24 protein-coding genes and 1 pseudogene are annotated in these 26,858 nt (G+C 67.9%); 14 read left to right on the forward strand and 11 right to left on the reverse strand.

Annotation, left to right across the window (positions count from 1 at the left end):
• Window positions 1–38: 38 nt before the first annotated feature.
• Window positions 39–1,328 carry an aminotransferase class I/II-fold pyridoxal phosphate-dependent enzyme gene (locus KZJ41_RS02000; RefSeq protein ID WP_006943089.1) on the forward strand — a complete coding sequence of 430 codons (1,290 nt, stop codon included), beginning with the start codon at window positions 39–41 and terminating at the stop codon, window positions 1,326–1,328.
• Window positions 1,329–1,524: 196 nt separating this feature from the next.
• On the opposite strand, the gene KZJ41_RS02005 is transcribed toward KZJ41_RS02000, so the two are convergent.
• The gene (locus KZJ41_RS02005) at window positions 1,525–1,683 is read right to left on the reverse strand and encodes a hypothetical protein (protein WP_157127600.1); all 159 of its coding nucleotides are present in this window, start codon (window positions 1,681–1,683) and stop codon (window positions 1,525–1,527) included.
• 408 nt (window positions 1,684–2,091) lie between these two features.
• Here KZJ41_RS02005 and KZJ41_RS02010 point away from each other — a divergent pair, with 408 nt between their 5' ends.
• A complete protein-coding gene (locus KZJ41_RS02010; protein WP_065923158.1) occupies window positions 2,092–2,547 on the forward strand; it encodes a DUF6098 family protein in 456 nt (151 codons plus the stop codon).
• Window positions 2,548–2,592: 45 nt separating this feature from the next.
• Here the strand turns inward: KZJ41_RS02010 and KZJ41_RS02015 are convergent, their stop codons facing one another.
• Together KZJ41_RS02015 and KZJ41_RS02020 are read right to left on the reverse strand one after the other, a co-directional pair.
• The gene (locus KZJ41_RS02015; protein WP_084648682.1) at window positions 2,593–3,471 is read right to left on the reverse strand and encodes a M48 family metalloprotease; all 879 of its coding nucleotides are present in this window, start codon (window positions 3,469–3,471) and stop codon (window positions 2,593–2,595) included.
• 2 nt (window positions 3,472–3,473) lie between these two features.
• A complete protein-coding gene (locus KZJ41_RS02020) occupies window positions 3,474–3,866 on the reverse strand; it encodes a BlaI/MecI/CopY family transcriptional regulator (protein ID WP_029547104.1) in 393 nt (130 codons plus the stop codon).
• Between the two features lie 80 nt (window positions 3,867–3,946).
• Here KZJ41_RS02020 and KZJ41_RS02025 point away from each other — a divergent pair, with 80 nt between their 5' ends.
• The 4 genes from KZJ41_RS02025 (at window position 3,947) to KZJ41_RS02040 (ending at window position 7,490) form a co-directional block, all read left to right on the forward strand.
• A complete protein-coding gene (locus KZJ41_RS02025; RefSeq protein WP_029547105.1) occupies window positions 3,947–4,438 on the forward strand; it encodes a DUF2231 domain-containing protein in 492 nt (163 codons plus the stop codon).
• A 420-nt stretch (window positions 4,439–4,858) separates the two neighbouring features.
• A complete protein-coding gene (locus KZJ41_RS02030) occupies window positions 4,859–6,475 on the forward strand; it encodes an MFS transporter (RefSeq protein WP_065923157.1) in 1,617 nt (538 codons plus the stop codon).
• Between the two features lie 112 nt (window positions 6,476–6,587).
• Window positions 6,588–7,277, forward strand: coding sequence for a ZIP family metal transporter (locus KZJ41_RS02035; protein WP_065923156.1), 690 nt, complete (start codon window positions 6,588–6,590; stop codon window positions 7,275–7,277).
• A gap of 60 nt (window positions 7,278–7,337) precedes the next feature.
• Complete coding sequence (locus KZJ41_RS02040; protein WP_157127598.1) at window positions 7,338–7,490, forward strand: hypothetical protein; 153 nt, start codon at window positions 7,338–7,340, stop codon at window positions 7,488–7,490.
• 24 nt (window positions 7,491–7,514) lie between these two features.
• On the opposite strand, the gene KZJ41_RS02045 is transcribed toward KZJ41_RS02040, so the two are convergent.
• Complete coding sequence (locus KZJ41_RS02045; RefSeq protein WP_157127597.1) at window positions 7,515–8,741, reverse strand: carboxymuconolactone decarboxylase family protein; 1,227 nt, start codon at window positions 8,739–8,741, stop codon at window positions 7,515–7,517.
• 192 nt (window positions 8,742–8,933) lie between these two features.
• On the opposite strand from KZJ41_RS02045, the gene KZJ41_RS02050 reads away from it, so the two are divergent.
• The 6 genes from KZJ41_RS02050 (at window position 8,934) to KZJ41_RS02075 (ending at window position 17,582) form a co-directional block, all read left to right on the forward strand.
• The gene (locus KZJ41_RS02050) at window positions 8,934–9,509 is read left to right on the forward strand and encodes an HhH-GPD-type base excision DNA repair protein (protein WP_050036244.1); all 576 of its coding nucleotides are present in this window, start codon (window positions 8,934–8,936) and stop codon (window positions 9,507–9,509) included.
• Between the two features lie 379 nt (window positions 9,510–9,888).
• Window positions 9,889–10,071, forward strand: coding sequence for a hypothetical protein (locus tag KZJ41_RS02055; RefSeq protein ID WP_065923154.1), 183 nt, complete (start codon window positions 9,889–9,891; stop codon window positions 10,069–10,071).
• Window positions 10,072–10,272: 201 nt separating this feature from the next.
• Window positions 10,273–13,557: a protein kinase gene (locus KZJ41_RS02060; RefSeq protein WP_065923153.1), complete on the forward strand. Its 3,285-nt coding sequence runs from the start codon at window positions 10,273–10,275 to the stop codon at window positions 13,555–13,557.
• A gap of 758 nt (window positions 13,558–14,315) precedes the next feature.
• Entirely contained in the window at window positions 14,316–15,155 is an 840-nt protein-coding gene (locus KZJ41_RS02065; protein WP_251550064.1) for an alpha/beta fold hydrolase, read from the forward strand.
• A 199-nt stretch (window positions 15,156–15,354) separates the two neighbouring features.
• Window positions 15,355–15,534, forward strand: a complete 180-nt coding sequence (locus KZJ41_RS02070; RefSeq protein ID WP_251550940.1) for an OB-fold domain-containing protein — start codon at window positions 15,355–15,357, stop codon at window positions 15,532–15,534.
• Between the two features lie 851 nt (window positions 15,535–16,385).
• Complete coding sequence (locus KZJ41_RS02075) at window positions 16,386–17,582, forward strand: TetR/AcrR family transcriptional regulator (RefSeq protein ID WP_065923151.1); 1,197 nt, start codon at window positions 16,386–16,388, stop codon at window positions 17,580–17,582.
• A 358-nt stretch (window positions 17,583–17,940) separates the two neighbouring features.
• Here KZJ41_RS02075 and KZJ41_RS02080 read toward each other — a convergent pair whose 3' ends face one another.
• The 4 genes from KZJ41_RS02080 to KZJ41_RS02095 all read right to left on the reverse strand — a co-directional run bounded on the left by KZJ41_RS02080 (window position 17,941) and on the right by KZJ41_RS02095 (window position 22,610).
• Complete coding sequence (locus tag KZJ41_RS02080) at window positions 17,941–19,581, reverse strand: thiamine pyrophosphate-binding protein (protein ID WP_065923150.1); 1,641 nt, start codon at window positions 19,579–19,581, stop codon at window positions 17,941–17,943.
• Window positions 19,582–20,051: 470 nt separating this feature from the next.
• Window positions 20,052–21,020: an ABC transporter substrate-binding protein gene (locus KZJ41_RS02085; RefSeq protein WP_050034423.1), complete on the reverse strand. Its 969-nt coding sequence runs from the start codon at window positions 21,018–21,020 to the stop codon at window positions 20,052–20,054.
• A gap of 41 nt (window positions 21,021–21,061) precedes the next feature.
• Entirely contained in the window at window positions 21,062–21,859 is a 798-nt protein-coding gene (locus tag KZJ41_RS02090) for an ABC transporter ATP-binding protein (protein WP_065923564.1), read from the reverse strand.
• A gap of 19 nt (window positions 21,860–21,878) precedes the next feature.
• Window positions 21,879–22,610 carry an ABC transporter permease gene (locus KZJ41_RS02095; RefSeq protein WP_232334128.1) on the reverse strand — a complete coding sequence of 244 codons (732 nt, stop codon included), beginning with the start codon at window positions 22,608–22,610 and terminating at the stop codon, window positions 21,879–21,881.
• A gap of 525 nt (window positions 22,611–23,135) precedes the next feature.
• Here KZJ41_RS02095 and KZJ41_RS28560 point away from each other — a divergent pair.
• Window positions 23,136–23,291: pseudogene (locus KZJ41_RS28560) on the forward strand (TetR/AcrR family transcriptional regulator); the annotation flags it as partial.
• Window positions 23,292–23,323: 32 nt separating this feature from the next.
• Entirely contained in the window at window positions 23,324–23,905 is a 582-nt protein-coding gene (locus KZJ41_RS02100; protein ID WP_065923148.1) for a hypothetical protein, read from the forward strand.
• A gap of 148 nt (window positions 23,906–24,053) precedes the next feature.
• Here KZJ41_RS02100 and KZJ41_RS02105 read toward each other — a convergent pair whose 3' ends face one another.
• Genes KZJ41_RS02105 through KZJ41_RS02115 form a run of 3 tightly spaced genes read right to left on the reverse strand, consistent with a single transcriptional unit; the run spans window position 24,054 to window position 26,847 of the window.
• Window positions 24,054–24,851 carry an enoyl-CoA hydratase/isomerase family protein gene (locus KZJ41_RS02105; RefSeq protein ID WP_050034426.1) on the reverse strand — a complete coding sequence of 266 codons (798 nt, stop codon included), beginning with the start codon at window positions 24,849–24,851 and terminating at the stop codon, window positions 24,054–24,056.
• 26 nt (window positions 24,852–24,877) lie between these two features.
• Window positions 24,878–26,044, reverse strand: coding sequence for a thiolase family protein (locus KZJ41_RS02110; protein WP_050036245.1), 1,167 nt, complete (start codon window positions 26,042–26,044; stop codon window positions 24,878–24,880).
• A complete protein-coding gene (locus tag KZJ41_RS02115; protein WP_050034427.1) occupies window positions 26,044–26,847 on the reverse strand; it encodes an SDR family NAD(P)-dependent oxidoreductase in 804 nt (267 codons plus the stop codon). The genes KZJ41_RS02110 and KZJ41_RS02115 overlap by 1 nt, the downstream gene beginning before the upstream one ends.
• Window positions 26,848–26,858 lie beyond the last annotated feature (11 nt).

Here is a 26,858-nt window from a genome sequence, read left to right on the forward strand (position 1 = left end):
ATGCCCGTGCCGTTGGGCGCGGTGAAAGGTCCTTCCGCATGCCTACCCAAACCCAGATTGGGTTGATGAGCCATGAGGAACTCGTCGCAGAGCACGAGCGCCAGTCCCACAACTACGCGCGACTCGAAGCCGAGAAGCTGACGCTGGACCTGACTCGCGGCAAGCCGTCCCCCGAGCAGCTGGACCTCTCCGCGGAGTTGCTGTCGCTGCCCGGGGTCGACGACTACCGCGACGCGTCCGGCACGGACTGCCGTAACTACGGCGGCCTGCGCGGACTGCCCGAGCTGCGCGCCATCTTCGGGGAGCTCCTGGGCATCCCCACCGAGAACCTGATCGCCGGCAACAACGCCAGCCTCGAGATCATGCACGACCTGGTCGTGGCGTCGTTGCTGCACGGCACGGTGGATTCACCGCGCCCGTGGTCCCAGGAACCCGTCGTCAGGTTCCTGTGCCCCGCGCCCGGCTACGACCGGCACTTCGCGATCACCGAGTCGTACGGGATCGAGATGATCCCGGTGCCCATGCACGACGACGGGCCGGACCTGGCGAAGATCGCCGCGCTCGTCGGCTCGGACCCGCAGATCAAGGGCATGTGGGCGGTGCCCACCTACTCGAACCCGACCGGCGCCGTGTACTCCGAGCGCGCCGCCCGCGAACTGGCGTCGATGCCGACCGCCGCGCCGGACTTCCGGATCTTCTGGGACAACGCGTACGCCGTGCATCCCCTGGTCGAGGAGGCCGCCCCCGCCCTGGACATCCTGGGCATGGCGGCCGAGGCCGGGCACCCGAACCGCGTGTTCGTCCTCGCCTCGACATCCAAGATCACCTTTGCCGGCGCCGGCGTCAGCTTCTTCGGCAGCTCGGCCGAGAACCTGGCGTGGTACGAGAAGTTCCTGGGTATCAAGACCATCGGCCCGGACAAGGTCAACCAGCTGCGTCATCTGCGCTTCTTCGGTGATGCCGACGGGGTGCGGGCCCACATGGCCAAGCATCGCGAGCTCCTCGCACCGAAGTTCGCGCTCGTGCTGAAGATCCTCGAGGACCGGCTCGGGCCGTCGAAGGTGGCGTCCTGGACCGAGCCGAAGGGCGGCTACTTCATCAGCCTCGACGTGGTGGAGGGCACCGCCAAGCGGGTCATCTCCCTCGCGAAGAACGCGGGGATCGCGCTGACCGCGGCCGGGTCGGCGTTCCCGTACAAGAACGACCCCGAGGACAAGAACATCCGGCTCGCCCCGAGCTTCCCGTCGCTGAACGAACTCGCCACCGCCATGGACGGCGTCGCGACGTGCGTGCTGCTCGCGGCGACCGAGAAGGCCCTGGGCAAGTAGCTCCTCCCCGTAGGCCCCGGTCGTCACGCGGCGACCGGGGCCTACGGGTGTTTCCCCCACCTGTGGACAACTCTGTGGACAAGCGGTGGACAACTCGGCTCGGCGTCCGTCGGGCCGCGGGCAATTCTCGCCGTCACGGCCCGGTCGTCCTGGCCGAATGTCACATCGCTTCGGTCACATCGAACGCGTGTGACATTCAGCCGGTGGCCGCGTCCTCGACGTAGCGGTCGATCTGCTCGCGCCAGAACTCCCGGACGCTGTCGGCCGAGTTCCCGGCACCGATCGCGTGTGCGACGAGGGCCTGAACGTCCTCGAGAACGCGGGTGTACTCGGATTCGTCACCGTGCAGTGCCATAGGCGAACGATACGCGCGCACATGGTGCGTCCGGCCTGCGTTCTGTGCCCGCCCACACCCTTCAAGGGTTCCGCCGGTGGCGCGGATCCCACCGCTGCTCGATCACAGAGACCATCCCAACCGGAGATCGGGTACCGAAGGATCGCCGAGGCGCTCGAGTCGGCGTTCGCGTCACCGGATCCCACCCCAGGCGCACTGGTCGGGGGAGCCCCTGTCGACCGCGGACCGGGAGTAGCGCGCCGGGTACCGGGTATCCGGACGGCGTCCGTGAAGGACCGTCGACGGAGGGAGCCACCATCGCTAGGTCGCAGGACTCGGAACGCGCGAAGTGCCGGCACGAATTTCTCGCGCAGGTCGCCGGCTCCTCGCCGACGAATCCTGCGGTCGCCTGACGAACCGAGGACCTCGATGGCGCCACGTGAGGAGATGTATCCGGATCCCGACGACATGCAGGTCATCGCGAGCCTCGATCAGCTCGCCGCTCTCGTCGCGGGGGATCCGCTCATCTATCTGCGCTGTTCACCGGGACCGGCCGCGGACGCCGCGGACGGCCCCACGCGGGATGTCGAAGGCAATGTCACCCTGCCTGGTTGGTCTGTCGTGCCGGTCGCGCCGGAGCCGTGGTGGCGTCGGCCCGTCGAGGACTGGGTGGCACGGCGGGTCCACCGGTACGCCACGCGGCATACGCCCGACGGATGCTTCCTCTGGCTGCTCAAGGGGACGATGGTCGGCCGCGGACCCGACCAGGAACCGTTGGTGATCGACATCCAGCCGCACGCGCGGCTCAGTCCCAGGGTGCTACGGGAGGCGGAGCAGCGGTATCACGAGCGGTTCGACGTGCAGGCGGAATCCCCAGGGCGGTGAGTCCACAAGGCGGTGAGGCGGGCGGCCGGCGTCGTCCGCTCGGCTTCACCGCTGCAGGACGAGGTGGGGCGTCTCGTGTTCCGGAAGAAGCACGTCCTGGACGATATCCGTTGTCCGCAGAGCCGAGAACGACACCAGCGCGATCGCCACGATCAGCGTCGCGGCGACCGTGCGAGCCCACGGAAGCCGAGGCGGATCGACCAGCGCGTGCACGCGTTCGACTACGTCACCGCCCGCCACCGAGAGCGTGGTCGACGAATGAGCCTCGAGGGAGCGGCTTCTCGCGACGGCTGCGGCGGCGACGGCCTGGGCGGCCGCGCGACGGCCACCGGCGGCGGCTTCCTCGTCGGCCCACCGCTCCGCGGCCCGGCGAACGACGTCGGGAACCGGCCGCAGCAGCGGGTGGAGTGCGGCCGCCGTCTCGGCGATCTGGATCCACCGGGAATGATGGTGCCGCAGGTGGGCGTGCTCGTGTGCGAGCAATACGGTCAGTTCGTCCTCGGTGAGAGCCGACTTCATGGCGGTCGTCACGACGATCCCGCCCCCTCGCCCGGGGACGGAGTAGGCGTCGGCGACCGGGCTCCGGGCGAGGAGGTAGCCCTCCGTCCGGGGGAGGATTCGGCAGAATCGAGTTGCTGCGCAAAGGTTCTGCCGGACGTGCCAGAGGTGCCGCAGGCCCCCGGCTGTGGCACACAGAGCGGCGGTGAGGAGGATCGCCGCGACTGCGACGGATGTCGTGCCGGGCCGGTGGTGGATGAGCGTGAGGGCCACGGCAGTCGCCGACGAGAGCAATGTCAGGGCGCACAGAGCGGAGAGAACAGGTAGGAGCCGGACCGTTGTCGCCGGCCGGGCCTGTACCGCGATGCGCTCGGCTCCGATACCGAGCGCTGCTCCCACCGCGAGTGGAGCGAGGACAGCAGGCATTATCACGGCTCTCTCCCTTCGTCCGGCTCGCCGTCCTCGCGCCCGAGCAGCCTCAGCAGCATCCGCTCGTCGTCGGGTGTCAATTCCGCGACGAACCGGGCCAGCACGTCCGCGCGGCGGCCGTACTTGTCGAGAAGCCGATGCATGTCCCGGGCGGCCTGCGCAGCCGGGAGCGTCTCGATCGGTGCCGCGAGCCGATACGCGTAACCACGACCGGATGGCGTCCGGTCCAGAATTCCCTTGCCGTGCATGCGGGCCAGCGTCGTCATCACGGTGGTGTGGGCGAGTGCTCCTGGCAGCAACTCGTTCACCCTTGCCACGGTGAGCGGCTCTTCCGCGCCGGCAAGGACGTCGACGATCTCCTGCTCCAGGGTGCCGCGTAGGCGCCGCGCCATCGGTTTCAGGCTCCTCTCAGGACATCTACTACTATCGAGAAAGTAGTAGATGTCCGGTCATCCCTCTCCCGAGGAGCAGCATGTCCCAGATCAACGGACTCCCGGCGCACATACTGTTCGTGCACGCCATCGTAGTGTTGGTGCCGCTCGTGGCGGTCGGAGTCGTCCTTTCGGCCCTCTGGCCCGCCGCCCGTGTGCGGCTCGTGTGGCCCACTGCGGCGCTGGCCACCGCACTGCTCGTCCTGACCCCGCTGACCGCCGAGGCCGGTGAGTCGCTGGAGCATCAGGTCGACAGCACCGCACTGCTGCACACCCATACCGAGCTCGGTGACACCATGCCGTTCGTCGCCGCTGGGCTGTTCGCCGCGGCGATGCTGGTCGGGGCCCTGCACGTGCTGGATTCGCGTGGGTCGATGCCGGCCGCACGAGTGCGGCTCCTGACCGTGGTCACCGCCCTCGTCGCGGTCCTCGTCGGGGTCGGCGCGACGGTTCAGGTGTATCGGGTGGGCGACTCCGGCGCGCAGGCCACCTGGCAGGACCGGGTGGGCGTCGCCGCGGGGGAGTCGCCGTGACCTGTTCAATGCCACCCGCGTGCGCCCCGCACCGGCCGCGGCCCGCTTACGACACCGAACGCGCCTCGGCGGAGATCGATCCGATGGAACCGCGCGAGCCCATGGGGCGTGTTTCCCCGGAGACCGCCGTCGCATGGCCGGCTCGTGCGCTCTGGATAGGTCGCCTCGCACGTGAGACACTCGTGTCACGGGATTGACGTCGTGCTCCCGGCCATCCCCTCCCGTGCCGGGCCGAGGAGCTGAAGATGGGCGGGCGTACACCCAGGAGGTGGCCGTGATGTCAGAGGCTGCCCGCCGCCGATCGCCCACCCGGGCTGATGCCGCGGGTATCCGCGGGCGAGCGATCGGCCGGTCGACACACTCCCGTGCCGAAACGGACGGCCGGGGGAACGTCACCACTGCCGGGACGATGGGTGTCCGGTGATCGAGAGACCAACGGCCAGCGATCCCTCCGAGAAGGCAGCGGGCCCGCAGCGCCTGCTCGCCCTACTGCTGGCGATGGCGATGTTCGTGCTCGTCGTCGACACATCGCTGATGAACGTCTCGATCTCATCGGTGGTTCGCGACCTCGGCACGACGGTCAGCGGCGTGCAGGCTGCGATCGCGCTCGAGGCGTTGGTTTCTGCGGCATTCATCCTGATCGGTGGCAAGGTCGGTGATCTCATCGGACGCAAGCGTGCGTACGTGCTCGGCCTGCTCGGTTACGCAGTCGGTGCGTCGGCGATGGCGTTCGCGCAGAGCCTGACCGTGATCGTCGTCTTCTGGGCCGTACTCGGTGGGATCGGCGCGTCACTCCTGTTGCCCGCCATGCAGTCTCTCATCCACGGCAATTTCGAGGGGGAGGCGCAGAAGAAGGTCTACGCGCTGGTCGGGGCGGCGGCTGCGATTGCCGCTGCCGTCGGACCGCTGCTGGGAGGCTTCATCACCACCTACCTGTCGTGGCGCGTCGGGTTTGTGCTCGAGGTCGTCATCATCGGGGTCGTGCTGTCCGGTATCAGGCTCGTCCACGATGTGCCGTACACCGGACCTCGGGGCGTTGACCTGATTGGTGCGGTACTTTCCGTTCTGGGCATGGGCGGGATCGTGCTGGGAATCCTGGTGTGGCAGGAGGGCGGCGAAGCCGTTGGTGCGCTCCTGGTGGTCGGTGCGATTGCGCTGGCTGTGCTGGCCTACTGGCTCGTGCGGCGCAAACGTCGAGGCGAGCCGGCGCTGCTGGACCCGGATTTGTTCCGCTCCAAGATCTTCAAGCTGGGGATCTCCGGGCAGATGCTCCAGCAGATTGCGCTCGGCGGCACGATGATCGCGCTGCCGATCTACCTGCAGATGGTGCTCGAGTACAACGCGCTGCAGGCGGGCCTGTCCCTCGCACCGCTGTCGCTCAGCATGTTCGCAGTGGCGTTGCTCGCAGGGAAGAAGGCGAGTGATCGCCGCCCGAGCGGCATCATCCGGTGGGGATTCGTTCTCCTCACGATCGGGATCGTGGCGCTGATCCCGATCGTGCCGCGGGCGGAGTTCGGCTGGGGCCTCGTGATCCCCCTGGTGATTGCCGGATCGGGATTGGGGTTGTTGGTCTCTCAACTCAACAACTACACACTCGCCCCGATCGAGGAGGAGCGGATCAGCGAAGCCGCCGGCGTCAATTCTGCGGCAGGATCGTTCGGGTTGTCGTTCGGGCTGGCGTTCGCCGGCGCCATCATGCTGGCAACGCTGTCCCTCACCTTCACCGCAATGGCGGAATCGAGCACCGTGCTCCCGCAGGCAGAGCAACAGCAGGTGGCGCAGGTCCTCGAGGACGACGCCGAAGTCATGAGCAACACCCAGCTCGAACAGCTGCTCGCCGGCGAACCCCCGGAGTTTCAAGACGAGATCATCCGTATCAACACCGACGCACGACCGCTCGCCCTACAGGTGGCACTGCTCATTCCCCTCCTCGCCGGTCTCATCGGGGTGTTCAACTCGTTCCGCATGATGCGCATACCGGAACCCACACCGAAGAGCCCCGGCGAAGGGCCTGATGGGGCAGAATACGCGCCGTAGTCGGGTTTCCGGCGAAATGGTACGTAACCGTTGGTGTTCAACGGTTTTCGTGTCGGACGCGCCCACCCGGCGCCGGCCGGGCGGACGCCACGTTCTGCCGTAGAGTGGCACGGTGCTGACAGCTTTCTGGTACGGCCTGGGTACCGCGGTGCCGCTGTTCGCCGGTGCCCTGATGGGGCTCCGGTACGACCTGCCCCGTCCGCTGCTTGCGGCCCTGATGGCGTTCGGTGCCGGAGCCATGGTCTCCGCGGTGTCCACCGAATTGTTCGCGCCCGCCTTCGCGGACCAGGGCCTGTGGTCCGCAGGCGGCGCGCTGCTGCTCGGTGCCGTGGTGTACGTCGTCGCCGACCGGTTGATCGAGCGCCGGCTCGGCGCCGCTGCATTGGGGTGGGCGCTGATGCTCGGGGCGTTGCTCGACGGGATCCCGGAGAACGCCGCCCTCGGGGTGACACTCGGCGGTGCCGGTGCCGGCGGGATGGTACTGCTGGTCGCCATCGCCGTCGGCAACGTGCCCGAGGCGGTCGCCGGTGCCGCGTCGATGCGCTCGAACTTCGACCGGCGGAAGGCCGTGCTCATCTGGGGCATCACGGCGGCGCTGCTGGTGGTCGTGGTGGTCGTCGCGACGGCGTATGCCGACTCGCTGCCCCCCGCGGGGATCTCGCTCATCCAGGCCTTCGCCGGTGGCGCGACGATCGCGGTCCTCGCCGATTCCCTGATGCCGGAGGCATACCGGGAAGGTGGCTGGTGGGTGGGAATATCCACCGCCCTCGGATTCCTCGTCGCGTCCGCTCTGGGCGGGTGACGTCGACGCCGGCATCCGAACCCGTCCGTTTCACCGCCGGCGAGCAAGGTAGAGGAACGTGTGGCACGACGTCGGCGGTGGCCGTTGCGCGACGGCACGCACCTCGCGGCGGGCGGGCCGCCGGTCGCCGGGCTCACCGGCTGCCGCCGCACGCTGCCCGCCCCGACCCCGATGCTCGACTACCTCGACGCCGAACACGAGAGCATGCGTTGAGCCGCGGCGCGGAAGTGGAAGAACTCACTCGTAGAAGGCGTGCAGCCGGTGCAGGAGCTGCATCACGGAAATCCACACCGTCAGTTCGATAATCTCCGGCGGCGCAAGTTCCTTCGTGGCAGCGGCGACGACCTCCGGGGTGATCTGCGCGGGGCTGCTCGATGCGGCCTCGGCGTAGGCGAGGGCCGTGTCGGTGTGCACGTCGAGCCCGGCGCGGCTCCCGGCGAGCTGTGAAGTGGTTGCGCCGGCATATTCGGCCAGATTGCGCGCCGATTTCGCGAGCGCCTCGTCTTCGACTGCGTTCGCGTACACGAGACCGGCCAGGTGCTTCGCGCGCAACCCGAGCCGGCTCTGCTTCGGGTCGGTGTTGGCACCGAGGACGGCGGCGAGTGCGCGAATCGCCCGGCCGTGTGACAGGTGCGCCAGGATCGGGAAGTCGTGGCCCGTCCGCTGGCGGAGATGAATCCCGACTGCCGGCCAACTGTGTGGCACACCGGACGTCCAGTGCTTGTCGGCGCGGATCACCGACGGCAAGACCGGCAACAAGGCGAGCAGGTCCACAAACCTGTCCGGTTGCGGCTTGGTCGGCGTTACGGTGGCTGCCGGTATCGGCAGGTGTTTTCCGGCCGTCCAGCCCGTCGGACCGATCACCTCGTCGGCGAGGGCCAGCATGCTCTCTTCGAGCGGAATGCCCACAGTGTCATTGAATTTGTTCAAGAAGCCCATCACCGCGACTGCGAGCACCAACCACTCCGCGTCCGCCGGAGAAAAGGAATCGCGCAGCGCATCCCGCTGCGCCGGGGTCAGCGACCCGGGAACGCGTCCGAGTCCCTCCGCGACGTCGAGCGCGGACCGCTCGGCACTGCTGTAGCCACCCGACGCCGGCCCCCGGCCCACGATCCGCACAAGATCACCCTCGTCGGCCCCACGCCGGAGCGCGAACGCGCAGCAGTGTGATGCGCAGTATGCGCACCCCGCTGCGCGGCTGGCCGTGTACATGGCGAGGCCGACCGTCGCCTTGGGGGGTCCGAAACCGAACAGCAGGAAGGGCAGGTTGAGGAAGTTGGGTACGAGCACGTTGTACGTGCGCATCCCGATCGGCCAGATCTCCAAATACGCGGCGGCATTCGGCGCTACGCCGAGAACCTTCCGGACCATTGCAAACTGCGCACCGTATCGGCGTTGCAGGGTCACCATGTCCACGGACGATCCGTGCAGCGCCTGAGCGATTGTCCCGGGCGAGGACGTCACGAGGCGAATCGTACCGCCGACACCGACCGCGGTACCAGGTCCGCGCACGCCGGCGAAGGTCGAGGAGTTCGTCGGCCCGGCGTTACGCCGCCGAACACGCCCTCCGCCCCAGGCTGCGGCCTGACTCACATGACCGACCGAAGCGGAGTGCCTCCTCGGCCCATGCCCGCCGCGGATGCCATGATCGTGGCCATGGCACCGACGTTGAACCTCGTGGGTGATGCCGACGCCGATGCGTTGCTCGCCGCCGATCCGCTCGCCCTGCTCATCGGGATGCTCCTCGATCAGCAGGTTCCGATGGAGACCGCGTTCGCGGGACCGAAGAAGCTCGCCGACCGCCTCGGTGGTCTGGACGTGCACCGCATTGCCGACGCCGATCCGGACGAGTTCGCCGCGATCTGCGCCCGGCCGCCGGCCGTGCACCGGTTTCCCGGATCGATGGCCGAGCGGATCCAGGCGCTGTGCGCCGAGGTCACGGACCGCTACGACGGCGACGCGGCAGCACTGTGGACGAGCGGCGACCCCGACGGCAAGGAGGTGCTGAAGCGCCTGAAGGCCCTGCCCGGCTACGGCGACCAGAAGGCCCGGATCTTCCTGGCTCTGCTGGGCAAGCAGATCGGGGTGCGGCCGGAGGGCTGGCGGGAGGCCGCGGGGGAGTACGGCGAGGACGGGTCGCGGCGGTCCATCGCCGACGTCGTCGACGCGCAGACCCTGCAGGAGGTCCGGGAGTTCAAGAAGGCGTCGAAGGCGGCCGCGAAGAAGAAGTGAGCCGCGCTAGAGCGCGATCGGCGTCTATGGGGAGCGGCACCCACATGGACACCCACCATGTCGCGGCAACAACGAATGTGAGTGGCCGATTGGTAATGGCGGGTTCGGCGCACCGGCGCCGGTTACCGGAAGATCCGATTGTCTCCGTGGATTCCGCTTCGTCATCGCCGTGCCGGCCGTCCCAGCCTGCGGGACGAGTTCGCCGGATGTCTCCGTGCGTGGGCTCAACTACGGATAAGTCTCCACTTCTGCTGTCTCCGAGGAACGTCGGACATTGGAGTATCGCCGGAGCTGCGCCACCGTCCGCGACTACCTACGGCCACGGCGTAAGGTCGGAGCCGCCCCGCTCGGAAGGTCGGCGCCGAAGGTCCGGCGGATCGTGTTTTCGAGGCTGCGCTCCGATGGCCTGACCGCCGACGAGCAGAGCGGGCTCGAGCAGGTCCTCGCCGGCTGCCGGCATCTCGAGGTCACCGTCGCCCAGGTCACCGCCGCCGCCGAGATGCTCACCGAAGGCCTCGGCGAGAACCTGGTGCACTTGGAGGGCGTCGGTCGAAGCGGATGACTGCCGCAGCTGCACCGGGTGTCCGCAACGGGCTGAGCCTCGTCTTGCAGTTCCGGAGCGGTCGAAGGCCACGTCGACCGCATACGGCGATATCCTGAGGCCACGCCTCACCAGGTGGGGTCATGGAGGAACGTGCGCTGGTCGTGCCGTCGGGACCGGTGCACGGGAGTAGCGAGTCGACGGAGTGAGTAGCTCGTACCGATGGGTGACCGGGATCGGTTCGATACGCAGCGGTACCCGCCGGCCCCCGCCGCGGAGTTGGCCGACGCCGGGTTCGACGAGGTCGGAGAGATCGGCCGCGGCGGGTTCGGCGTGGTCTACCTCTGCACCCAGGCGGACCTGGATCGCACGGTGGCGGTGAAGGTACTCACCGTCGACCTCGACGAGGAGAACCGGGCACGGTTCCTCCGGGAGCAGCGGGCGATGGGGCGGCTGACCGGGCACCCGAACATCGTCCCCATTCTGCAGGTCGGCACCACCGACAGCGGCCGGCCCTACCTGGTGATGCCGTACCACCCGCAGGGTTCCCTCGATGCGCGAATCCACCGGCACGGGCCGCTGCCGCTGGATCAGGCCCTGCGGCTCGGGGTGAAGATGGCCGGGGCGCTCGAGACCGCGCACCGGCTCGGCATCGTGCACCGCGACGTCAAACCGGCGAACATCCTGCTCACCGAGTACGGCGAACCGCAACTGGCCGACTTCGGCATCGCGCACATCGCCGGGGGTTTCGAGACCGCCACCGGTGCCGTCACCGGATCGCCCGCCTACACCGCGCCGGAGGTGCTGGCCGGGGATCCACCGAGTCCGGCCGCCGACGTCTACGGTCTGGGCGCCACCGTGTTCAGTGCGCTGACCGGCCACGCCGCGTTCGAACGCCGCAGCGGGGAGCAGGTGGTCGCGCAGTTCCTGCGGATCACCACGCAACCGGTGCCGGATCTGCGCGAGCACGGGATCCCCGACGACGTGGCCGACACGATCGCCCGGGCGATGGCCCGCCAGCCCGGTCGGCGTCCGGCCACCGCCGCCGCCTTCGGGACCCAATTGCAGCAGCTGCAACGCAACCACGACCTCCCGGTCGACGACATGGCCCTACGCGCCGAACCCGACGCAGAGGCCGAGGTCGACTCGGAGGCCGGGGACCCCGGGCCGGTGCCGAGCGGCCGACGCCGGACCACGGCACCCGCCATACCGGGCACCACCGGCAGTCTGCCCTTGGAGCGGACCAGTTTCGTCGGCCGCCGGCACGAGCTCACCGAGGCGAAGAACCTGCTGGCCGGCTCCCGGCTGGTGACGTTGACCGGAATCGGCGGAGTCGGCAAGACCCGCCTGGCGATGCGCGTCGCCGCGGCGGTGCAGCGCGACTACGCCCAAGGGGTGCGCCTGGTCGAACTCGGGGAGCTGCACGACCGCGCGTCGCTGCTCGACGCGGTGGCCGCCGCAGTGGGGCTGCGGGACCAGTCGGCGCGGCCGATGCAGGAGGTGCTGCTCGAATTCCTCGCCCCGCGGCAGGTGCTGGTGGTGCTCGACAACTGCGAGCACCTGATCGACGCGGTCGCCGACCTCGCCGACCTGCTGCTGCGAACGTGTCCTCGGCTGCGGATCCTGGCCACCAGCCGCGAACCCCTGGTCCTCGGCGGAGAGGCGGTGCTCGCCGTCCCCCCGCTGACGGTCCCGGATCCACAGCAGCCGCCCTCGATGCGGACGTTGCCCCGATACGAGGCGGTGAAAATGTTCACCGAACGCGCCGCGGCCGCCGTGCCCGGTTTCGCGCTCACCGAGGACAACGCGGCGACGGTGGCACGGATCTGCCACCGGCTCGACGGGTTGCCCCTGCCGATCGAGCTGGCCGCGGCCCGGCTGCGGGCGCTCTCCCCCGAGCAGATCCTCGAGCGGCTCACCGACCGCTACACCCTGCTCACCCGCGGCAGCCGGGGTGCGCCGACGCGGCAACAGACGCTGCGGTGGTGTATCGACTGGAGTTTCGAGTTGTGCACCGCCGTCGAGCAACGGGTGTGGGGTCGGGTGGCGGTGTTCGCGGGCAGCTTCGACCTCGACGCCGCGGAGCAGGTGTGCGGTGCAGATATGGCCGCGGGCGAGGTGCTCGACACCCTGACCGCCCTGGTGGACAAGTCGATCCTGATCCGGGAGGAGGCCGGGTCGGTGGTGCGGTTCCGGATGCTCGAGACGCTGCGCGACTACGGCGTCGAGAAGCTCGAGCAGTCCGGCGAGGACATTACCGTGCGTCGCCGGCACCGGGACTGGTACGAGGCGTTGGCGTGCGCCGCGGAGGCCGAGTGGATCAGCGCCCGCCAGCTCGACTGGATCGCCCGCCTGAAGCGGGAACAACCGAACATTCGCGAGGCACTGGACTTCTGCGTCAAGGACGATCCCGTCGCCGGACTGCGCATCGCTGCCGCACTGTTCTCGTTCTGGAGCTCTCAGAGCCTCTACAACGAGGGGCGGCGCTGGTACGACCAACTGCTCGCCCGCCAGGACGGCCCACCCATCCTCGAACGGGCCAGGGCGCTCTACTGTGCCAGCGTAATGGCCAACGTCCAGGGCGACTTCCACGCCGGGACCACACTCGTCGAGCACGCGCGCACGCTCGCCGCGCAGACCACCGACCCCCTGGTGCGCGCGTTGGTTTCCTTCGCCGACGGAAGGCTCGGACTCCTCAGCGGTGATTTCGAACATGCCCGTTCTCACCTCGAATCCGCACTTGCACAGTTCAGTGAACGCGGCGATCGGACGCTCGAGGTGACTGCGCTGACGGCACTCGGGACGGCCTATGGGCTGTCCGGCCTGAGAGAGGAGGCACTCGAATGCCATGAGCGGGTCCTCGCGATCACGACAACGCACGGCGAGACGGTGCATCGATCGTATGCGCTGTGGGCCTTGGGAATTATCCTGTGGCAGCAGGGTAATACAAGTCGTTCGGCGCAGTTTCTCGAGGAATCACTGGAGCTGTCCCGGCAGGTGCGTAGTCCCCACATCGTTGCAGCCTCCCTCGAGGCGCTGGCCTGGATCAGCGTCGACCAACGCGATGCACGTCGGGCTGCGGTTCTGATGGGAGCTGCGGACGGGTTGGCGCAGGCGATCGGCAGTTCCCCGATCATTCACTCCCATCTGGTTGCTTACCACGAAGAATGTGCCCGCAAGACCCGGCAGAAGCTCGGGGGCGACGCCTTCAGCGCGGCCTACCGCCAAGGTGAGCAATTCGGCTTCGACGCGGCCATCGCCTACGCCTTGCGCGAGCACCCGCCAGTCGACTCCCCGCCCGGCACCGAGGCGTCGGCGCGACTGACCAAGAGGGAACGCCAAGTCGCCGACCTGATCGGCGAAGGCCTGACGAATCAGGCCATCGCCCGTCGCCTGGTGATCTCCCCTCGCACGGCACAAGGCCATGTGGAGCACATCCTGGCCAAACTCGGATTCACCTCCCGGGCCCAGGTCGCGGCTTGGGTTACCGAGCAGACGCACGACTAAGGAGAGCGCCACTGGCGCTGGTAGGAATCCTCGGCCTTCAGGCCGGGGAGGATGTCAAACGGTCCAGGATCGTTGGGGCGGGACAATTCGTCTTCAGATCGGCGCGGGGTTTCGCCAGCGTGTAGGAGCGATGGCGGCGTGTGGTCCGCATGGCCTCGGTGAACAGGTCCGTCCAGCGCGAAGGAGCGCGGAGCCTCACACTGAAGTCGTTGATCACCACATACAACTTCTTTCCGGGTCGGAGTACTCGCCCAGTCTCGAGGAAGTCGCGGAACTCGCAGGTGCGTTGCGTGGGCGGCCCGGTAGTACCTGACAGTCCCGGACACCCCGCTTCCCGGCTTTTGTAAGGACCGATCGGTATGCACCGGCCTGTGCCGCGGAAGGGATGTGTGAGCGGCAACTTCTGCAGCATTCGACGGTGAACTTTGCACCCCCACTGTCGTGAATGATTGCAATCGACACAGAATAGTGCTGTGAAATAATCGCTTTCGGTGTTGGTCATGTCGCGACAATCGTCACTTTGGCGGACACGGAGTCCGATGACTCCGCCCCTAGTGACGATCGGGCGGTGCGAAAAGGTATGTCGGGGTGCGGCCGTCGGCCTTCGTTTCGTACCGACCAGTTTCCTTCCTCTGAAAAAATAGGTATGTCGCTAGGTATTACGGCCGTCGCCTGGCCGCGACAGGCGGGCCATGGTGTGACATGTCTCACCAGCTCGACCGAAGGTCCATCCGATGCCCTACCGACACCGATCTCCGGTGACCCGAGCCCACGGTCACCACACAGCGATCCACTGGTCCACTGTTCGCGTCGACGACCGGGCGGAGGTGTGCGGCGTTCTCGGGCGGGGATCGCCGGTGGTCTTCGTTCCCGGATGGGGATTGACGCCCTGGATCTACCGTCACGCCTTGGCCCAGCTGGCCCGGAGCTGTCGGGTCTACGCCCCGGCGATCCCCGGGTTTGCCGGAGTGCCGGACCGTCCACTCGACAAGCGGACCGTGGCGGACTGCGCCGCCTGGCTCGGACGGTTTCTCGGCGCTGCCGGACTCGGTCCGGTGACCTTGGTCGGGCACTCGTTCGGCGGGGCGCTGGCGATCCGGGCCGCCCATGATCTGCCGGATCGGATAGTGCGACTGGTTCTCGTCAATTCCGTCGGGGCAGGAGCGTGGCCGGACGTCAATGGTGCGACGCCCCCGCTCGGTGACGGACCCCTGTGGGAGCGGGGCGCTGAGGCTCTGGGGGACGCGCTGTCGCTGCGGATGCTCGCCTCGACCACACGGACTCGTCCCACCACTACCAGTCGCCACGACGTCGGTGATCCGGGAAGCGTGGGGAGCACGGACCCCACCGCCCGGGGTGGGGACCTGACCGCTGAGCTGCACCGGCTCGCGCAACGACGTCTACCGGTAGCGCTGGTGTGGAGCCGGGGCGACCGCCTGGTCCCGTGGGCGAGCGTCGAATCGCTCCGCGCGGGCCTGGGGGGACCGCCGGTGTTCACCGTCGCGGGCGGACACGGGTGGCCGATCACCGACCCGGAGTGTTTCGGGCACACGATGCGCACCGCCTTGGACCGGCTCCACACCGAGGTGGCGTCGTGAGCGCCGGTCTCGCCCGTCGCGGGCGCGAGACCACCCGATTCGGCAAACTCGTCATCTGAAGTGCCAGGGCTGCGCCGCGGTGCTCGCACCCCTGACCGGGTGCTGTCCCTCGTGCGGCGCCCGCACTCTCGAACCCATCTCCTCGGCCGGCGCGGGAGTGATCGTCTCGTGCCGGGTCGTCGATCGCACCCCCGACCCGGTGTGCGGCGCGCCCTGCCCGTCGATCATCGCCATCGTCGCACTCGACGAGGGTCCCTGGGTCTATTCGTGGATCGACGGCGACGTTCCGGTCTCTTCCGATCGGCCGGTGCGGGTGCGGTTCCGGTACACGCAGCCAGGCGAGAGATTCCCGGTCTTCGCACCCCGCGATTGCTTGTGACGGCCGCTTCCGGCTCAGCCTGAAAACACTGCTGGAAAACAACAATGGGAGCAGGACCAAAGGTGGACATTTTTCGCCGAAGCCCGTGTCGTTGCTTCCCCTTTCCTGACTGGTGGTCGACCCGGATCGGACACGCATCGCCTCGGCCGTTGGTCGCAGCAATTCCCTTTCCGGAGCGAAAAGCACACGCGGGTATGAAGGTACGGGCGCCGTGGGCGTGGTGCCGACAGTCCGGACATGGCGGCCGACCGATATTCGTTCTCATCGCCATCGTGAATGTTCCGGTGGAGTGGCCCTGCTCTGGAACCGAGATCCGGACTTGCCGAGCAGGTACGCCAACTACGCGAGATCCGAGCAATCGAACGAATCCGGCCCCGCGGTATCCCAGACGTACGGCGACCTCATCGTCAACTCTGCCGCGGCGAGAGTCCGTGCCGCGGCCGCGGAAGGCCCGTCAGGAATGTCGGTGACGCTCTGAACGGACTTCCGCGGGGCATTCGCCGGGTCTGCGAGGCATCCTCTGCGTGTCCTCCGTCTCGTTGACCCGATCTCGTCGCTCGAGCCGGCCGCAGTCCGCGTCGGCTTCATCGAGCGGCCCGTCGAAGCCGACCCTGGGGTGGCACAGCGATGCCGCATGGTGCTGGTTCATACGTCGATCTCGGGACGACGTACCTGGAGGCTCCCGGCTGGCGCGGTCCTGGCATCCGGAATAGTCCCGAACAGCTGCTAACATGACGGTGAAAGACGACGGTTTCGGTTGCTGGAGGGTCGGCGGAGCTGGGGGCAAGTACCCGGGGTGCACGGCGCCGTGGGATTCCTCGAGTGCAGCGCCTGGATGAGAGGAGCGGAGCATGACCGAGGTTGCCGTACAGCGTCGGCCACGAAACCGCAAGCAACTCATCGTTGCGGCTGCGGCGAAGCAGTTCGAGCGGCGGGGCTTTCATGATGCCGCGATTGCGGAAATCGCGGCCGATGTCGGTATTACCGGCCCGGCGTTGTATCGCCATTTCCGAGGTAAGCAGGATCTTCTTGCTGCTGCGGTGGAATTCGAGATCGAGGGACTCGAGGCGGCCTATGGTGCACCACAACCGGGGCTCCAGGAGTTGCTGGAGTACGCCGCGGGTAAGTCGCTGGCACAGAATCGCCCAAGCGCGCTGTGGGAACGAAATCAGGCGTACCTCGAACCGTCAGTGAGCGCTGAACTACGCGACCGCTACCAGAAGGCGATCGCCCCGCTGCACGAGGCGATACAGACGGCCAGGCCCGGTCTCGCCGGACCTGCGGTAGAGCTGCTGGTAGCGGGCGCTCATGCCGTACTGAGCAGCAATCGGTTGTTCAGCCGAAACAAACTCGATTCTGGTCGAGCACGAATGCTGATGACCAAGGCCGCTTCGGCGGTGTGCGAGATGACGGACCTAGGCGTTGTCGAACGAGCAACCGCGCGTGGTGGTGCGCGCGGTCGGATCATGCCGGCATCGCGCCGGGAAGCGATCCTCGAGGCGGCGGTGACCTTGTTCGCCGAACGTGGTTATCAGGCCGTGGGGATGGACGACATCGGCGCTGCGGCAGGGATTACCGGACCGACTCTCTACCATCATTTTTCCGGGAAGTCGGCGATCCTCGTCACGGTGATCACCCGTTGTCTCGACGCGCTGTACTTCGATGTCTCCGGGGCGTTGTCGGCTACGGATGATCCCGCCCGCGCCCTCGACTCTGCGCTGACGTCCTTCGTTCGGATCAACGTCGAACACGGAGACGCGTTGAGTGCATTGCTCACCGAAGTCGTCAACGTACCGGCGGACGAGCGTGCCGCTATCCGGCGCCTTCAGCACGACTACGCCAGCGAATGGGTTGCGCTGTTGATCCGGGTTCGCCCCGATCTCGCGGCGGCGGAGGCCGAGGCTCTGGCACGGACCGCTCAGTCCGTCATCAACCGGATGCGGAGACAGCTTCGTGGGGAACCCGGGGATGTGGGGAACCAGCTGAACCGTGTGGGCCGGGCCGTCCTGGGGCTTGCCGGTCCGGCGGTTCCGTCGGGACACCAGTAGGCGACCCGCACCCACATGGTCGTTGGACAGATCAGTTGTCATAGGCCCTCACTCTGCGCACTGGGTTGACCGGCATCGCACCGGAACGACGAAACCGCTGACGGCACCGAGGTGACCCATCGTCACGGACTACATCGCACTCGAGTTCTGCGGGCCGGCGGACGAGCTCACCAGTCCGAGTCGGGGACATGATCGAACAGGTGAACAACCGTCGGCGTCATTCGAGCCGGGGGACGATCAGCCCACTGGAGTTCGAGCGTCAATTCACACAGGAGGCAGAAGCTGCCGGATGCCGGGCTCCTCCGATGAGTTCGACCCACGGGCACTCAGTCTGCGTCCCGTATGGAACCGTCCCGTATCAATGCGCACGTCCTGCGGCGGCCGTGGCCACGTGGGGGCGACGCCGCGCGGGGTCTGCCTTGACCTCGACAACCAGCGGATAGTTCCCCTTCTCGATCAGCGCCGCGACCTGTGCGAACTCGTCGATTTCGCGCACCGTCACCGCGCGGGCGCCGAGTGCGCGCGCCGTCTCCGCGAACCCCGGCCATTCGACCTCCGAGTGCGCGGGCTTCAAGCCGAGACCCGCGAGCTTGAGGTACTCGGCGCCGTAGCAATGATCGTCGAGCACGACGAGTACAACAGGCAGGTGATGCCGGACCGCAGTGCTCAACTCCGTCAGTCCCATCATCGCGCCGCCATCCCCGACCACGCAGACCGTCGGCGCATCGCGGTGACTCGCCGCAGCGCCCACCGCAGTCGCGATACCCAGCCCGATCGAGCCGAACGCACCAGGAACGGTGAACCGCCCCGGCTCGACCGGCAGGTACTTCCACGCCGCGGTCGAGAAGCGTCCGATATCGGTGACGACCTGCGACCCTGGCGGGAGTAGCGCGGCGAGTCGGGCCATCGCATCTCGCATGTCGACGGTGCCGCCCCCGGAGATGCTGTGGTAGCCCTTCTGCTCGAGGGCGCGCACGGCTTCGGCGAGCTGCGTGACGCGGCGACCGGACGGTGCCGGAGCGTCGGCCTCGGCCAGCCGCTTGCACAGTGCGTGCATCACCTTCGCGGCGTCACCCGTAATCGGCAGATCCACCGGCGCGAACCGCCCGAACGCATCGGACCGGTCGTCGATCTGGATGACGAATTTGCCGGCCAGCAGCGCCGTGTTGTCGGTCGTGAACGACGAGAGGGCGGCGCCGACGACAAGCACGCAGTCGATCCGGCCGAGCTCCTCGATCGCCACCGCGTGCGACAGCGAACCGTGTATACCGAGGTTCTCGGGTTCGCCGGCGAACAGGTCCTTCGCGAGTAGCGTTGTCATCACCGGCGCGTCGAGGGCCCGCGCCAGGCGCAGGATGTCGTCGCGGGCGCCGGAGCCGACCGCGCCGCGGCCCGCGAGGATGAGCGGGCGTGCGCTGCCGAGCAACGCGGCGAGCGCGTCGTCGACGAGGTCGGCGGCGGGCGCTCCGGGTACCGGCGGTGAGGGCACCGCGCGCGGCGACTCACCGGTTGCCGCGACCTCGAGCAGGTCGTAGGGCAGGTCGAGCACGAGGGGAGTCCGGGTGGTAGCGACGCGCGAAAGCGCTTCGGCGATATCCGCCCCGACCGCGGCGGCCTGGCGCACCCGGCGGTACTCGGCACCGGCGAGCCGGGCGAACCCTTCGAGGTCGAAGTCCTGGAAGTGGTCGCGCACGTCCGGGGTGCTGCCGGTCAGCAGCAGCACTGCGCTGCGCGAGCGCACCGCCTCGACCAGGGCGGTCGTGCAGTTCGTGACGGCCGGGCCGTGCGTGACCGACGCGACGCCGACACCACCGGTCATGCGGGCGTAGCCGTCTGCCATCGACACGGCACCACCTTCGGCCACGGCTGCGACGAACTCGCCGCCGTGGTTCTCCACGAAGTCACCGAGATACGCGAGGTTGGCGTCGCCCATGAGTCCGAAGACGGTGCCGACCCCGAGCTCGGACAGGGCCAGGGCCGCAAGTTGATAGGTCTTCATGGGGTTTCCTCCGAGATCGGTGTGTACTGGTCAGATGACGGGACGGAAGCCGTCGTCGATATGAACGGCCGTGCCCGTGAGGTCTCCGCGCTGTGCGACGTGGTTCGTGGAGGATCCCGAGGTGCAGTTGTCGACGTTGCGCGCTGGCCTCGGGGCCATGCCGACGCGATCGTCCGCTAGTCGATCTAATCCCCGTGCGGCGCGCCCAGTGCCGCCGGTCCGGCGGCTGCATGGGAGTACGCGGCACCGTACTCGCGTCAGATCAGGGGCGCACTGGGGTCCCGGCTGTGAAACGTGACCCCGGTCAGGAACCGCCGTGGCGATCTGAACGAGGGGGCGCAGGCGCGACAGATCGCCGTTGTCGGTGGGTGCCGGCTTCATGAGTGAAATAGGGAGATGTGGTTGGGGGCTGACGCCGGGCGGGCCGGCCACGAGTGGTCCGGCCCGCCCGGGCAGGGCAGGGTGTGGCCTCAGGGGCAGCCGTTGGTGACGATGGCGCCGTAATTCGGGTCGATCGTCGGGTCGACGTAGGCGACGTTGGCGTCCCAGAGCTCCTTGCTCAGGTCCATAGACCAGGTGTCGCGTTCGCTCTCCCAGACGGCGCGGGCGGCGTCCTCGGGCAGACCGGTCCAGTCGACGAGGATCTTGGTCGCCTCGTCGGCATTCTCCTCGTCGACGATCCACTCGATCGAGGACTTCATCGCCCGGCAGAACTTGCCGATCGTGTCGGGGTTCTCGCTCCAGAACTGCTTCGTAGTGGCGAACATGCCGGTCACGTCGTTCCTGCCGCGTTCGCCCATCGTGCCCTCGGCGGAATCGGCGATGATGCGGAGCTTGGAACCCTTGGCGAGTAGCGACTCGTAGGTCGTCAGGCCGAGGACGCTCGCGTCGGCCTGGCCGTTGGCAATGGCTGCGGCGGTTGTGGCCGGCGTACCGGTGCCGATGAAGGTGACTTCCTTGCCGTCGATGCCGTACTCCGCGAGCACGCTCAAGGTCCGTTGCTCGTTGGAGTCGCCGCGCTGCGGGACCGCGAATCTCTTGCCGGGAAGGTCGTTGAGCGAGGTGATGCCGGACTCCTCGGTCGCCACCATGACGACTCGGCCGCGCGAATAGGGGCCGAGGATCCTGAGCTCCTGGCCCTCGGCGCCGGCCGGGACGATGGCGCCGGGCTGGCCGAAGATGACTTGTGTGCTGCCGCCGATCATCGCGGACAAGATCTCCGGCCCGGACTTGCCCTCGATCAGTTTCACGTTCAGATCCTGGTCCGTGAAGAAACTCTTCTTCTCGGCGACGGAAAGTGGGTAGGTATAGATCGTGCCGGGGAACGAACCGACATTGATCACGTTCGGGTTGGCGCCCGCGGTCTCGTTCGAGCCGCACGCTGCGGCTCCGGCGAGCAGTGCGAGTGCGCCGCACAGAGACAGGAACTTCTTCTTCATCGGTGTGTAGATCTCCTGAATTCGCGGGGTCTGGAGGTGATTCAGAGGGATTTGCGGAATCGTTCGTACAGTTCCTGGTAGCGCGGGTGTGCAGCTACGCTCTCCAGGTCCCGCGGCCGTTCGATGCCGACCTCGACGTCGTCGAGGATCCGGCCCTCGCCGAGGAGAACGACGCGGTCGGCGAGGGCGATCGCCTCACCCAGGTCGTGGGTGACGAAGACGACCGTGCGCTGGGGTCCTGACTGCCACAGCTCGAGGAACTCCTGCTGGACCGCGATCCGGGTCCGGGCGTCGAGCGCTGCGAAGGGTTCGTCCATCAGTAGGACGTCGGGGTCGAGCGCCCATGTACGGGCGAGGGCGACGCGTTGGCGCATGCCCTGGGAGAGCTGCCACGGCCACAGCCGTTCGGAGCCGCCGAGGTGGACCCGGCTCAGCCAGTCGTGGGCGACCCGGCGGCGGGTGGCGCGGTCGACACCGCGCAGTTCGAGACCGTATTCGACGTTGCCCTGGGCGGAGCGCCACGGGAGCAGCGCGTCGCGGGCGAGCATGAAGCCCAGGTGGGGGCGGGCCTCGCGGGGGCTGGTGCCGTGGACCTCGATCTTGCCGGATGACGGCTCGACCAAGGCGGCGATCATGTTGAGCAGAGTGGTCTTGCCGCAGCCGCTGCGTCCGACCAGGGCGACGAACTGGCCGGGGGTGACGTCGAGGTCGATGTCGTGCAGGACCGTTCGCGTCCCGCCCTCCGGCTTGGTGAAGGTGACCTGTGCCCGGCGGAGACGGATCATCGTGTCGAAGGGCGGGACGTTCGCGGCGTCGGCGCTGAGAGTGGAGTGGGTCATGGCGGTCATCTCCTCGGGATCAGTGGTCGGCTGGGGGCTGCCAGCGGAGGAGTCGCCTCTCGGTGGCTCCCATGACTTGGTTCAGGACGACGGCGATGACGGCGAGCAGGATCAAGATCGCGTAAACCGCCTCTAGTTGGAACAGCGACGAGTACTGGGCGATCAGCTGGCCGAGGCCGTTTTCGGCGGCGATGAGTTCGGAGCCGACGACGCCCAGTAGCGCGTAGATCAGGCCGAGTCGGAGCGAGGCGATGATCGCGGGGGTTGCAACCGGCAGCATGACCTTCCAGAACAGGTGGCGCTTCTTTGCGCCGAGAACCGCCGACAGGCGCAGCCATTCGGCGTCGGCCGATCGGACACCGGCCCGAGAGGCCGACAGCACGATGAAGAACACGAGTGTGCTGGCCAGTGCCACCTTGGCCTGGGTGCCGATGCCGAAGGCGACGATGAAGAAGGGTGCGAGGGCGATGCGGGGCATCGCGTTGGCTGCGTCGAGGAACGGGGCGAGAATGCGCTCGAAAGTGGGCAGGAGGCCCAGCGTGATGCCGACGACGACGCCGACGCCGCTGGCGAGGGCCCAGGCGATGACGACGGCGAGCATCGTGGCTTGACCGTTGGACCAGAGCTCGCCGTTCTCGACGGCGTTGACGAAGTAGTCCCACGACTGTTTCGGCGACTTGGCAAGGACAGGGGTGATCCACTGGTTGCGCGCGGTCAGGTCCCACGCGCCGAGCCAGAGGACGACGAGCACGAGTTGTGCTCCTCGGACGAGCAGCATCGTCCTTGATGTACGTGCGCGTGGTCGCCGGCCTTTCATCGTTATGGGGGCGTCCGCGACCGGGGGCATGTCGTCCCGGCGATGTGTCGGCTGCTCGCTAGCAGTGATCTGCGACAAGACGGTCTCCTCAGCTATGGCGGGCCGGCGCTTCTGCGCCGGAGTGAGAATTCACTGGTGATCAAGTCGTCACTTACTTTGCCTGGGTGTGACGAAGTCGTCAATACTGGTTATGAGTACCGTGACTTGTGTACAGTCAGGTCACTTTTGCTGTCCTACAGGTAACTTTGTGGGATTTCCGTTGCGAACTTCAGTGGCTACGGGCAATGCATGCGTAGCCGACAACGTCATCGCATTTCGAACGATTGGTAACAATGTCGCTGCGCCGACCGGCGTTCCGTCAGGAGAGGGTCAGCAATGTCCGAAGGCGCTGCGCAGCGTCGCCCGCGCAATCGCAAGCAGCTGATCGTCGCGGCGGCCGCGCGATAGTTCGAGCACAAGGGCTTCCACGACACCTCGGTCACCGACATCGCGGCCGAAGTGAGCATTACCGGTCCGGCTCCCTACCGCCACTTCCGCGGAAAGTTGGAACTGCTGGTGCCGTCATCGAGCTCGAGATCGATCAGCGCGAATGGGTCTCCGGGGCGACGGAGCTGACGACGCTGCTCGACGGGGCGGCCAGGGCACTCTTGCGCCCCGGTCGTGTCGACCCCCTGTGGCAGCGCAGCAGTTCCTTCGTCGATCCGGAGACGCGGGCGAAGCTCACCGATCGCCATCTCGCCGCGCGTCCGCCGTTGTGGTCCGCCCTGGCCAGGACTCGCAGCGACCCGACCGAAGCCGAGGCCGACGCCCTGACCGGGGCTGTCCAGGCGGTGCTGCCCAGCGCCCGCGCCTTCGAGCGGGCCAAGCTGGACCGCGAGCACGGCCGGCAGCTCCTTGTCGCTGCAGACCTCACGGTGGCCGAGATTTCCCGCTTGTTCCCCGCGGCGTCGGCGTCGGTGCACCCGGCATCTGGCGGGCTGAGCGCTGTGTCACGGCGCGCGGCACCGCTGGCCGCCGCCGTACGTCTGCTCGCCGAGCGGGGCTGCCCGGCGTTGACGACCGAGATTGTCAACGTGCCGGGGGAGGAGGGAGCGCCGATCCGACGGGCGCCGCAGGACTACGTCAACGAGTGGACGGTGCTGCTTGTCGCCGGCCGGGACGACTTGAGCCCGGCCGATGTGGAGGCCCTGGACCGCTCGGCGACACCGCCTACCGGTGGCGAACACTGAGCAGCGCGAACCGCTCCGGCGGCTCGGGCACGGCGTCCTGGGCATTCCGAAGCGGATCGATGCCGCGCACTTGCCGGTCTGAGCAGATGAGCGCCCGGAGCCTGGAAGAGCGCGAGCTCCCCGGCCTTTCGGCTTTTTCACCCGCGGCTCAGGCACCCTTCTTTGCCGTGTCGCGCTGGGCGAAGAACTGCTCGACCGCGCGGGCGTGGTCACCCGAGGCGAAGCACTCCTTTTCCACCGACAGCGCCAGGTCGAGCACAGTATGGGCGGTGTCGCGCAGGACCGCGTTGAGGACCTGCTTGGTGCCCTGGATGGCCCGAGTGTGCCCATTGGCCACCCGCTGCGCGAATGCGTGCGCGGCGTCGAGAAGTTCCTCGGGGTCGACGACGTGGTTGACCAGGCCGATCCGCTCGGCCTCGACGGCGTCGATCTTGTCGCCGGTGAGGAAGTACTCCTTGGTCCTGGCCATGCCGACCAGCCAGGGCCAGACGATCGCACCGCCGTCGCCGGCGACGACGCCCACGTTGACGTGGGGATCGGCGATGACGGCGGTGCGCGAGGCATAGGTGACGTCGCAGAGCAGGGCAATGGTTGCGCCCAGACCGATCGCCGGACCGTTGATGGCGGCGATGATCGGCTGCGGCACCTCGAGCAGGTCTACGACGATCGAGCGTGCGTCGAGGAAGAAGTCGTCGAGCTCCTGGCCCGCCGACATCCGCGGCCCCTTGAGGTTGCCGCCGGCGGAGAAGGCCTTCCCGTTGCCCGTCAGGACAACGGCACGTACCGAGGTGTCGCGACGCAGCTCGCGCCACAGCCGGATCAGGTCGCGATGGGTGGCGTGGTTGATCGCGTTGAAGTCGTCGGGCCGGTTGATGCGGACCTCGAGGACCGCGCCGTGCCGGGTGGCGACAAGGTTGTCGAACGCGTAGTGGTGAAGCTTGTCCATGGCAGTGTTCTCCTTGTCGGTCGGGTTCAGAGGCGCTCGAGGATCGTGGCGTTGGCCATGCCGCCGCCCTCGCACATCGACTGGAGCCCGTAGCGGATGTTGTGGTCGACCATGTGGTGCACCATCGTGGTCATGAGCCGGGCGCCGGAGCCGCCGATCGGGTGACCGATGGCCATCGCGCCGCCGTTCGGGTTCATCAGCTCGTACGACGCCCCGGTCTCGCGCTGCCACGCGAGGGTGACGGGCGCGAAGGCCTCGTTGATCTCGAAGACACCGATGTCGTCGATGCTCAGGCCGGCCTTTGCCAGCGCACGACGGGTGGCGGGAATCGGGCCCTTGAGCATGGTGATCGGATCGGTGCCCGCGACCACAGCGGTGTGGATGCGCACGAGCGGACGCCAGCCGCGCTGCTTCGCGATCTCGCTGGTCGTGATGAGCAGCGCCGCCGAGCCGTCGGAGATCTGCGAAGCGTTGCCGGCGGTGATGACGCCGTCCTCCCCGAAGGCGGGCCTGAGTGCAGCGAGCTTCTCGAGCGTGGAGCCGCGGCGGACGCCCTCGTCGGTGTCGAAGAGCCGCGTCGTGCCGTCCTCGTCGAGGACCTCGACCGGAGCGATCTGGTTCTTGAATCGTCCCTCGTCGATCGCTCGCGCGGCCCGAGCGTGGGAGTCGAGCGCGTGCTGGTCGAGGTCGGTGCGGGTGAGGCCGTATTCGTCGGCGATCATCTGCGCCCCGACGCCCTGGTGGAAGCGGACGCCGTTGTAGCGCTTCAGCACCGAGGGGCCGAACGGCTCGCCGAACGAGCCGTCGCCGAGCGCCGCCTGTGCCGGCACGGCGCTCATGATCTCGACGCCACCGGCCACCGCGATGTCGTACTGTCCCGCGATGACGCCGGCCGCGGCTTGGTGCACGGCCTGTTGCGACGAGCCGCACTGGCGCTCGACCGTCACGGCCGGGACCGACTCGGGCCACCCTGCCGCGAGCACCGAGGCGCGGCCGATGCCTCCGCTCTGCATGCCGATCGGGATCGCACAACCCCAGACCACGTCGTCCACGAGTTCGGGCTCGAGCCCTGTGCGCTCGGTCAGCGCGTCGAGGACATGGGCGGACAGATCCGCCGCGTGCTGTCGGGAGAGCGAGCCGTTGCGCCTCCCGACCGGCGTCCGGACGGCCTCGACGATGACCGCGTCGCGCATCATCGGGCACCCGCATCGACGGTGACGCACTGACCGGAGACGTAGTTCATCTCCTGCAGGCACAGGGCGTAGATCGCACCGGCCGCCTCTTCGGGCGTGCCCGGGCGGCCGAGCGGACTGGTCTTCTTCACAGAGTCCATCGCGGCCTGGCTGACGCCGACCCGCATCTTGCGGCCCTCGATCTCGACCACCGTGTCCTCACTGGCGACGGCCTCGGTCATCCGGGTCAGGATGAATCCGAAGGCGACGGCGTTGACGTTGACCTTGTAGCGGCCCCACTCCTTGGCAAGGGTCTTGGTCAAGCCGATGACGCCGGACTTGGCGGCGGCGTAGTTGGCCTGGCCCACGTTGCCGAAGACCCCGGAGACCGACGAGACATTGACGACCTTGCGGTGGTAGTCGGTCGGGTTCGACTTGATGTACGGCGCGGCCGCCCGCAGGATCTTGAACGGCGCAGTCAGGTGCATCTCGATGACGCCGTCCCACTGTTCGTCGGTCATCCGCTGGATGACGTTGTCCCTGATATAGCCAGCGTTGTTGACGATGATGTCGAGTCCGCCGAAGCTCTCGATCGCCGTGTCGACGAAGCGCTGGGCGAAGTCGGGCGCGGTAACCGAGCCGACGCATGCGACGGCCTGGCCGCCCGCGCCGATGATGTCTTCGACGGTCTCCTTGGCGGGCGCCTCGTCCAGGTCGTTGACGACGATCTTCGCACCCTCGGCGGCAAGCTTGAGTGCGACGGCGCGACCGATACCGCGACCGGAGCCGGTGACGAGCGCGACCTTGTCCTGCAGTGTGGGCATGTCAGTTCTTC

It is taken from the genome of Rhodococcus sp. 11-3, from assembly GCF_023704055.1.
GTDB classification, from domain to species: domain Bacteria; phylum Actinomycetota; class Actinomycetes; order Mycobacteriales; family Mycobacteriaceae; genus Rhodococcus; species Rhodococcus aetherivorans.

What these genes read in the sequence shown, in the direction of transcription:
- KZJ41_RS02005 (WP_157127600.1), bottom strand. Translation starts at nt 1,683, where the DNA reads ATGGCACTGCACGGTGACGAATCCGAGTACACCCGCGTTCTCGAGGAC.
- KZJ41_RS02000 (WP_006943089.1), top strand. Translation starts at nt 39, where the DNA reads ATGCCTACCCAAACCCAGATTGGGTTGATGAGCCATGAGGAACTCGTC.
- KZJ41_RS02015 (WP_084648682.1), bottom strand. Translation starts at nt 3,471, where the DNA reads ATGCCTGCTGTCCTCGCTCCACTCGCGGTGGGAGCAGCGCTCGGTATC.
- KZJ41_RS02105 (WP_050034426.1), bottom strand. Translation starts at nt 24,851, where the DNA reads ATGGACAAGCTTCACCACTACGCGTTCGACAACCTTGTCGCCACCCGG.
- KZJ41_RS02115 (WP_050034427.1), bottom strand. Translation starts at nt 26,847, where the DNA reads ATGCCCACACTGCAGGACAAGGTCGCGCTCGTCACCGGCTCCGGTCGC.
- KZJ41_RS02025 (WP_029547105.1), top strand. Translation starts at nt 3,947, where the DNA reads ATGTCCCAGATCAACGGACTCCCGGCGCACATACTGTTCGTGCACGCC.
- KZJ41_RS02080 (WP_065923150.1), bottom strand. Translation starts at nt 19,581, where the DNA reads ATGAAGACCTATCAACTTGCGGCCCTGGCCCTGTCCGAGCTCGGGGTC.
- KZJ41_RS02020 (WP_029547104.1), bottom strand. Translation starts at nt 3,866, where the DNA reads ATGGCGCGGCGCCTACGCGGCACCCTGGAGCAGGAGATCGTCGACGTC.
- KZJ41_RS02060 (WP_065923153.1), top strand. Translation starts at nt 10,273, where the DNA reads ATGGGTGACCGGGATCGGTTCGATACGCAGCGGTACCCGCCGGCCCCC.
- KZJ41_RS02085 (WP_050034423.1), bottom strand. Translation starts at nt 21,020, where the DNA reads ATGAAGAAGAAGTTCCTGTCTCTGTGCGGCGCACTCGCACTGCTCGCC.
- KZJ41_RS02090 (WP_065923564.1), bottom strand. Translation starts at nt 21,859, where the DNA reads ATGACCCACTCCACTCTCAGCGCCGACGCCGCGAACGTCCCGCCCTTC.
- KZJ41_RS02110 (WP_050036245.1), bottom strand. Translation starts at nt 26,044, where the DNA reads ATGCGCGACGCGGTCATCGTCGAGGCCGTCCGGACGCCGGTCGGGAGG.
- KZJ41_RS02010 (WP_065923158.1), top strand. Translation starts at nt 2,092, where the DNA reads ATGGCGCCACGTGAGGAGATGTATCCGGATCCCGACGACATGCAGGTC.
- KZJ41_RS02075 (WP_065923151.1), top strand. Translation starts at nt 16,386, where the DNA reads ATGACCGAGGTTGCCGTACAGCGTCGGCCACGAAACCGCAAGCAACTC.
- KZJ41_RS02050 (WP_050036244.1), top strand. Translation starts at nt 8,934, where the DNA reads ATGGCACCGACGTTGAACCTCGTGGGTGATGCCGACGCCGATGCGTTG.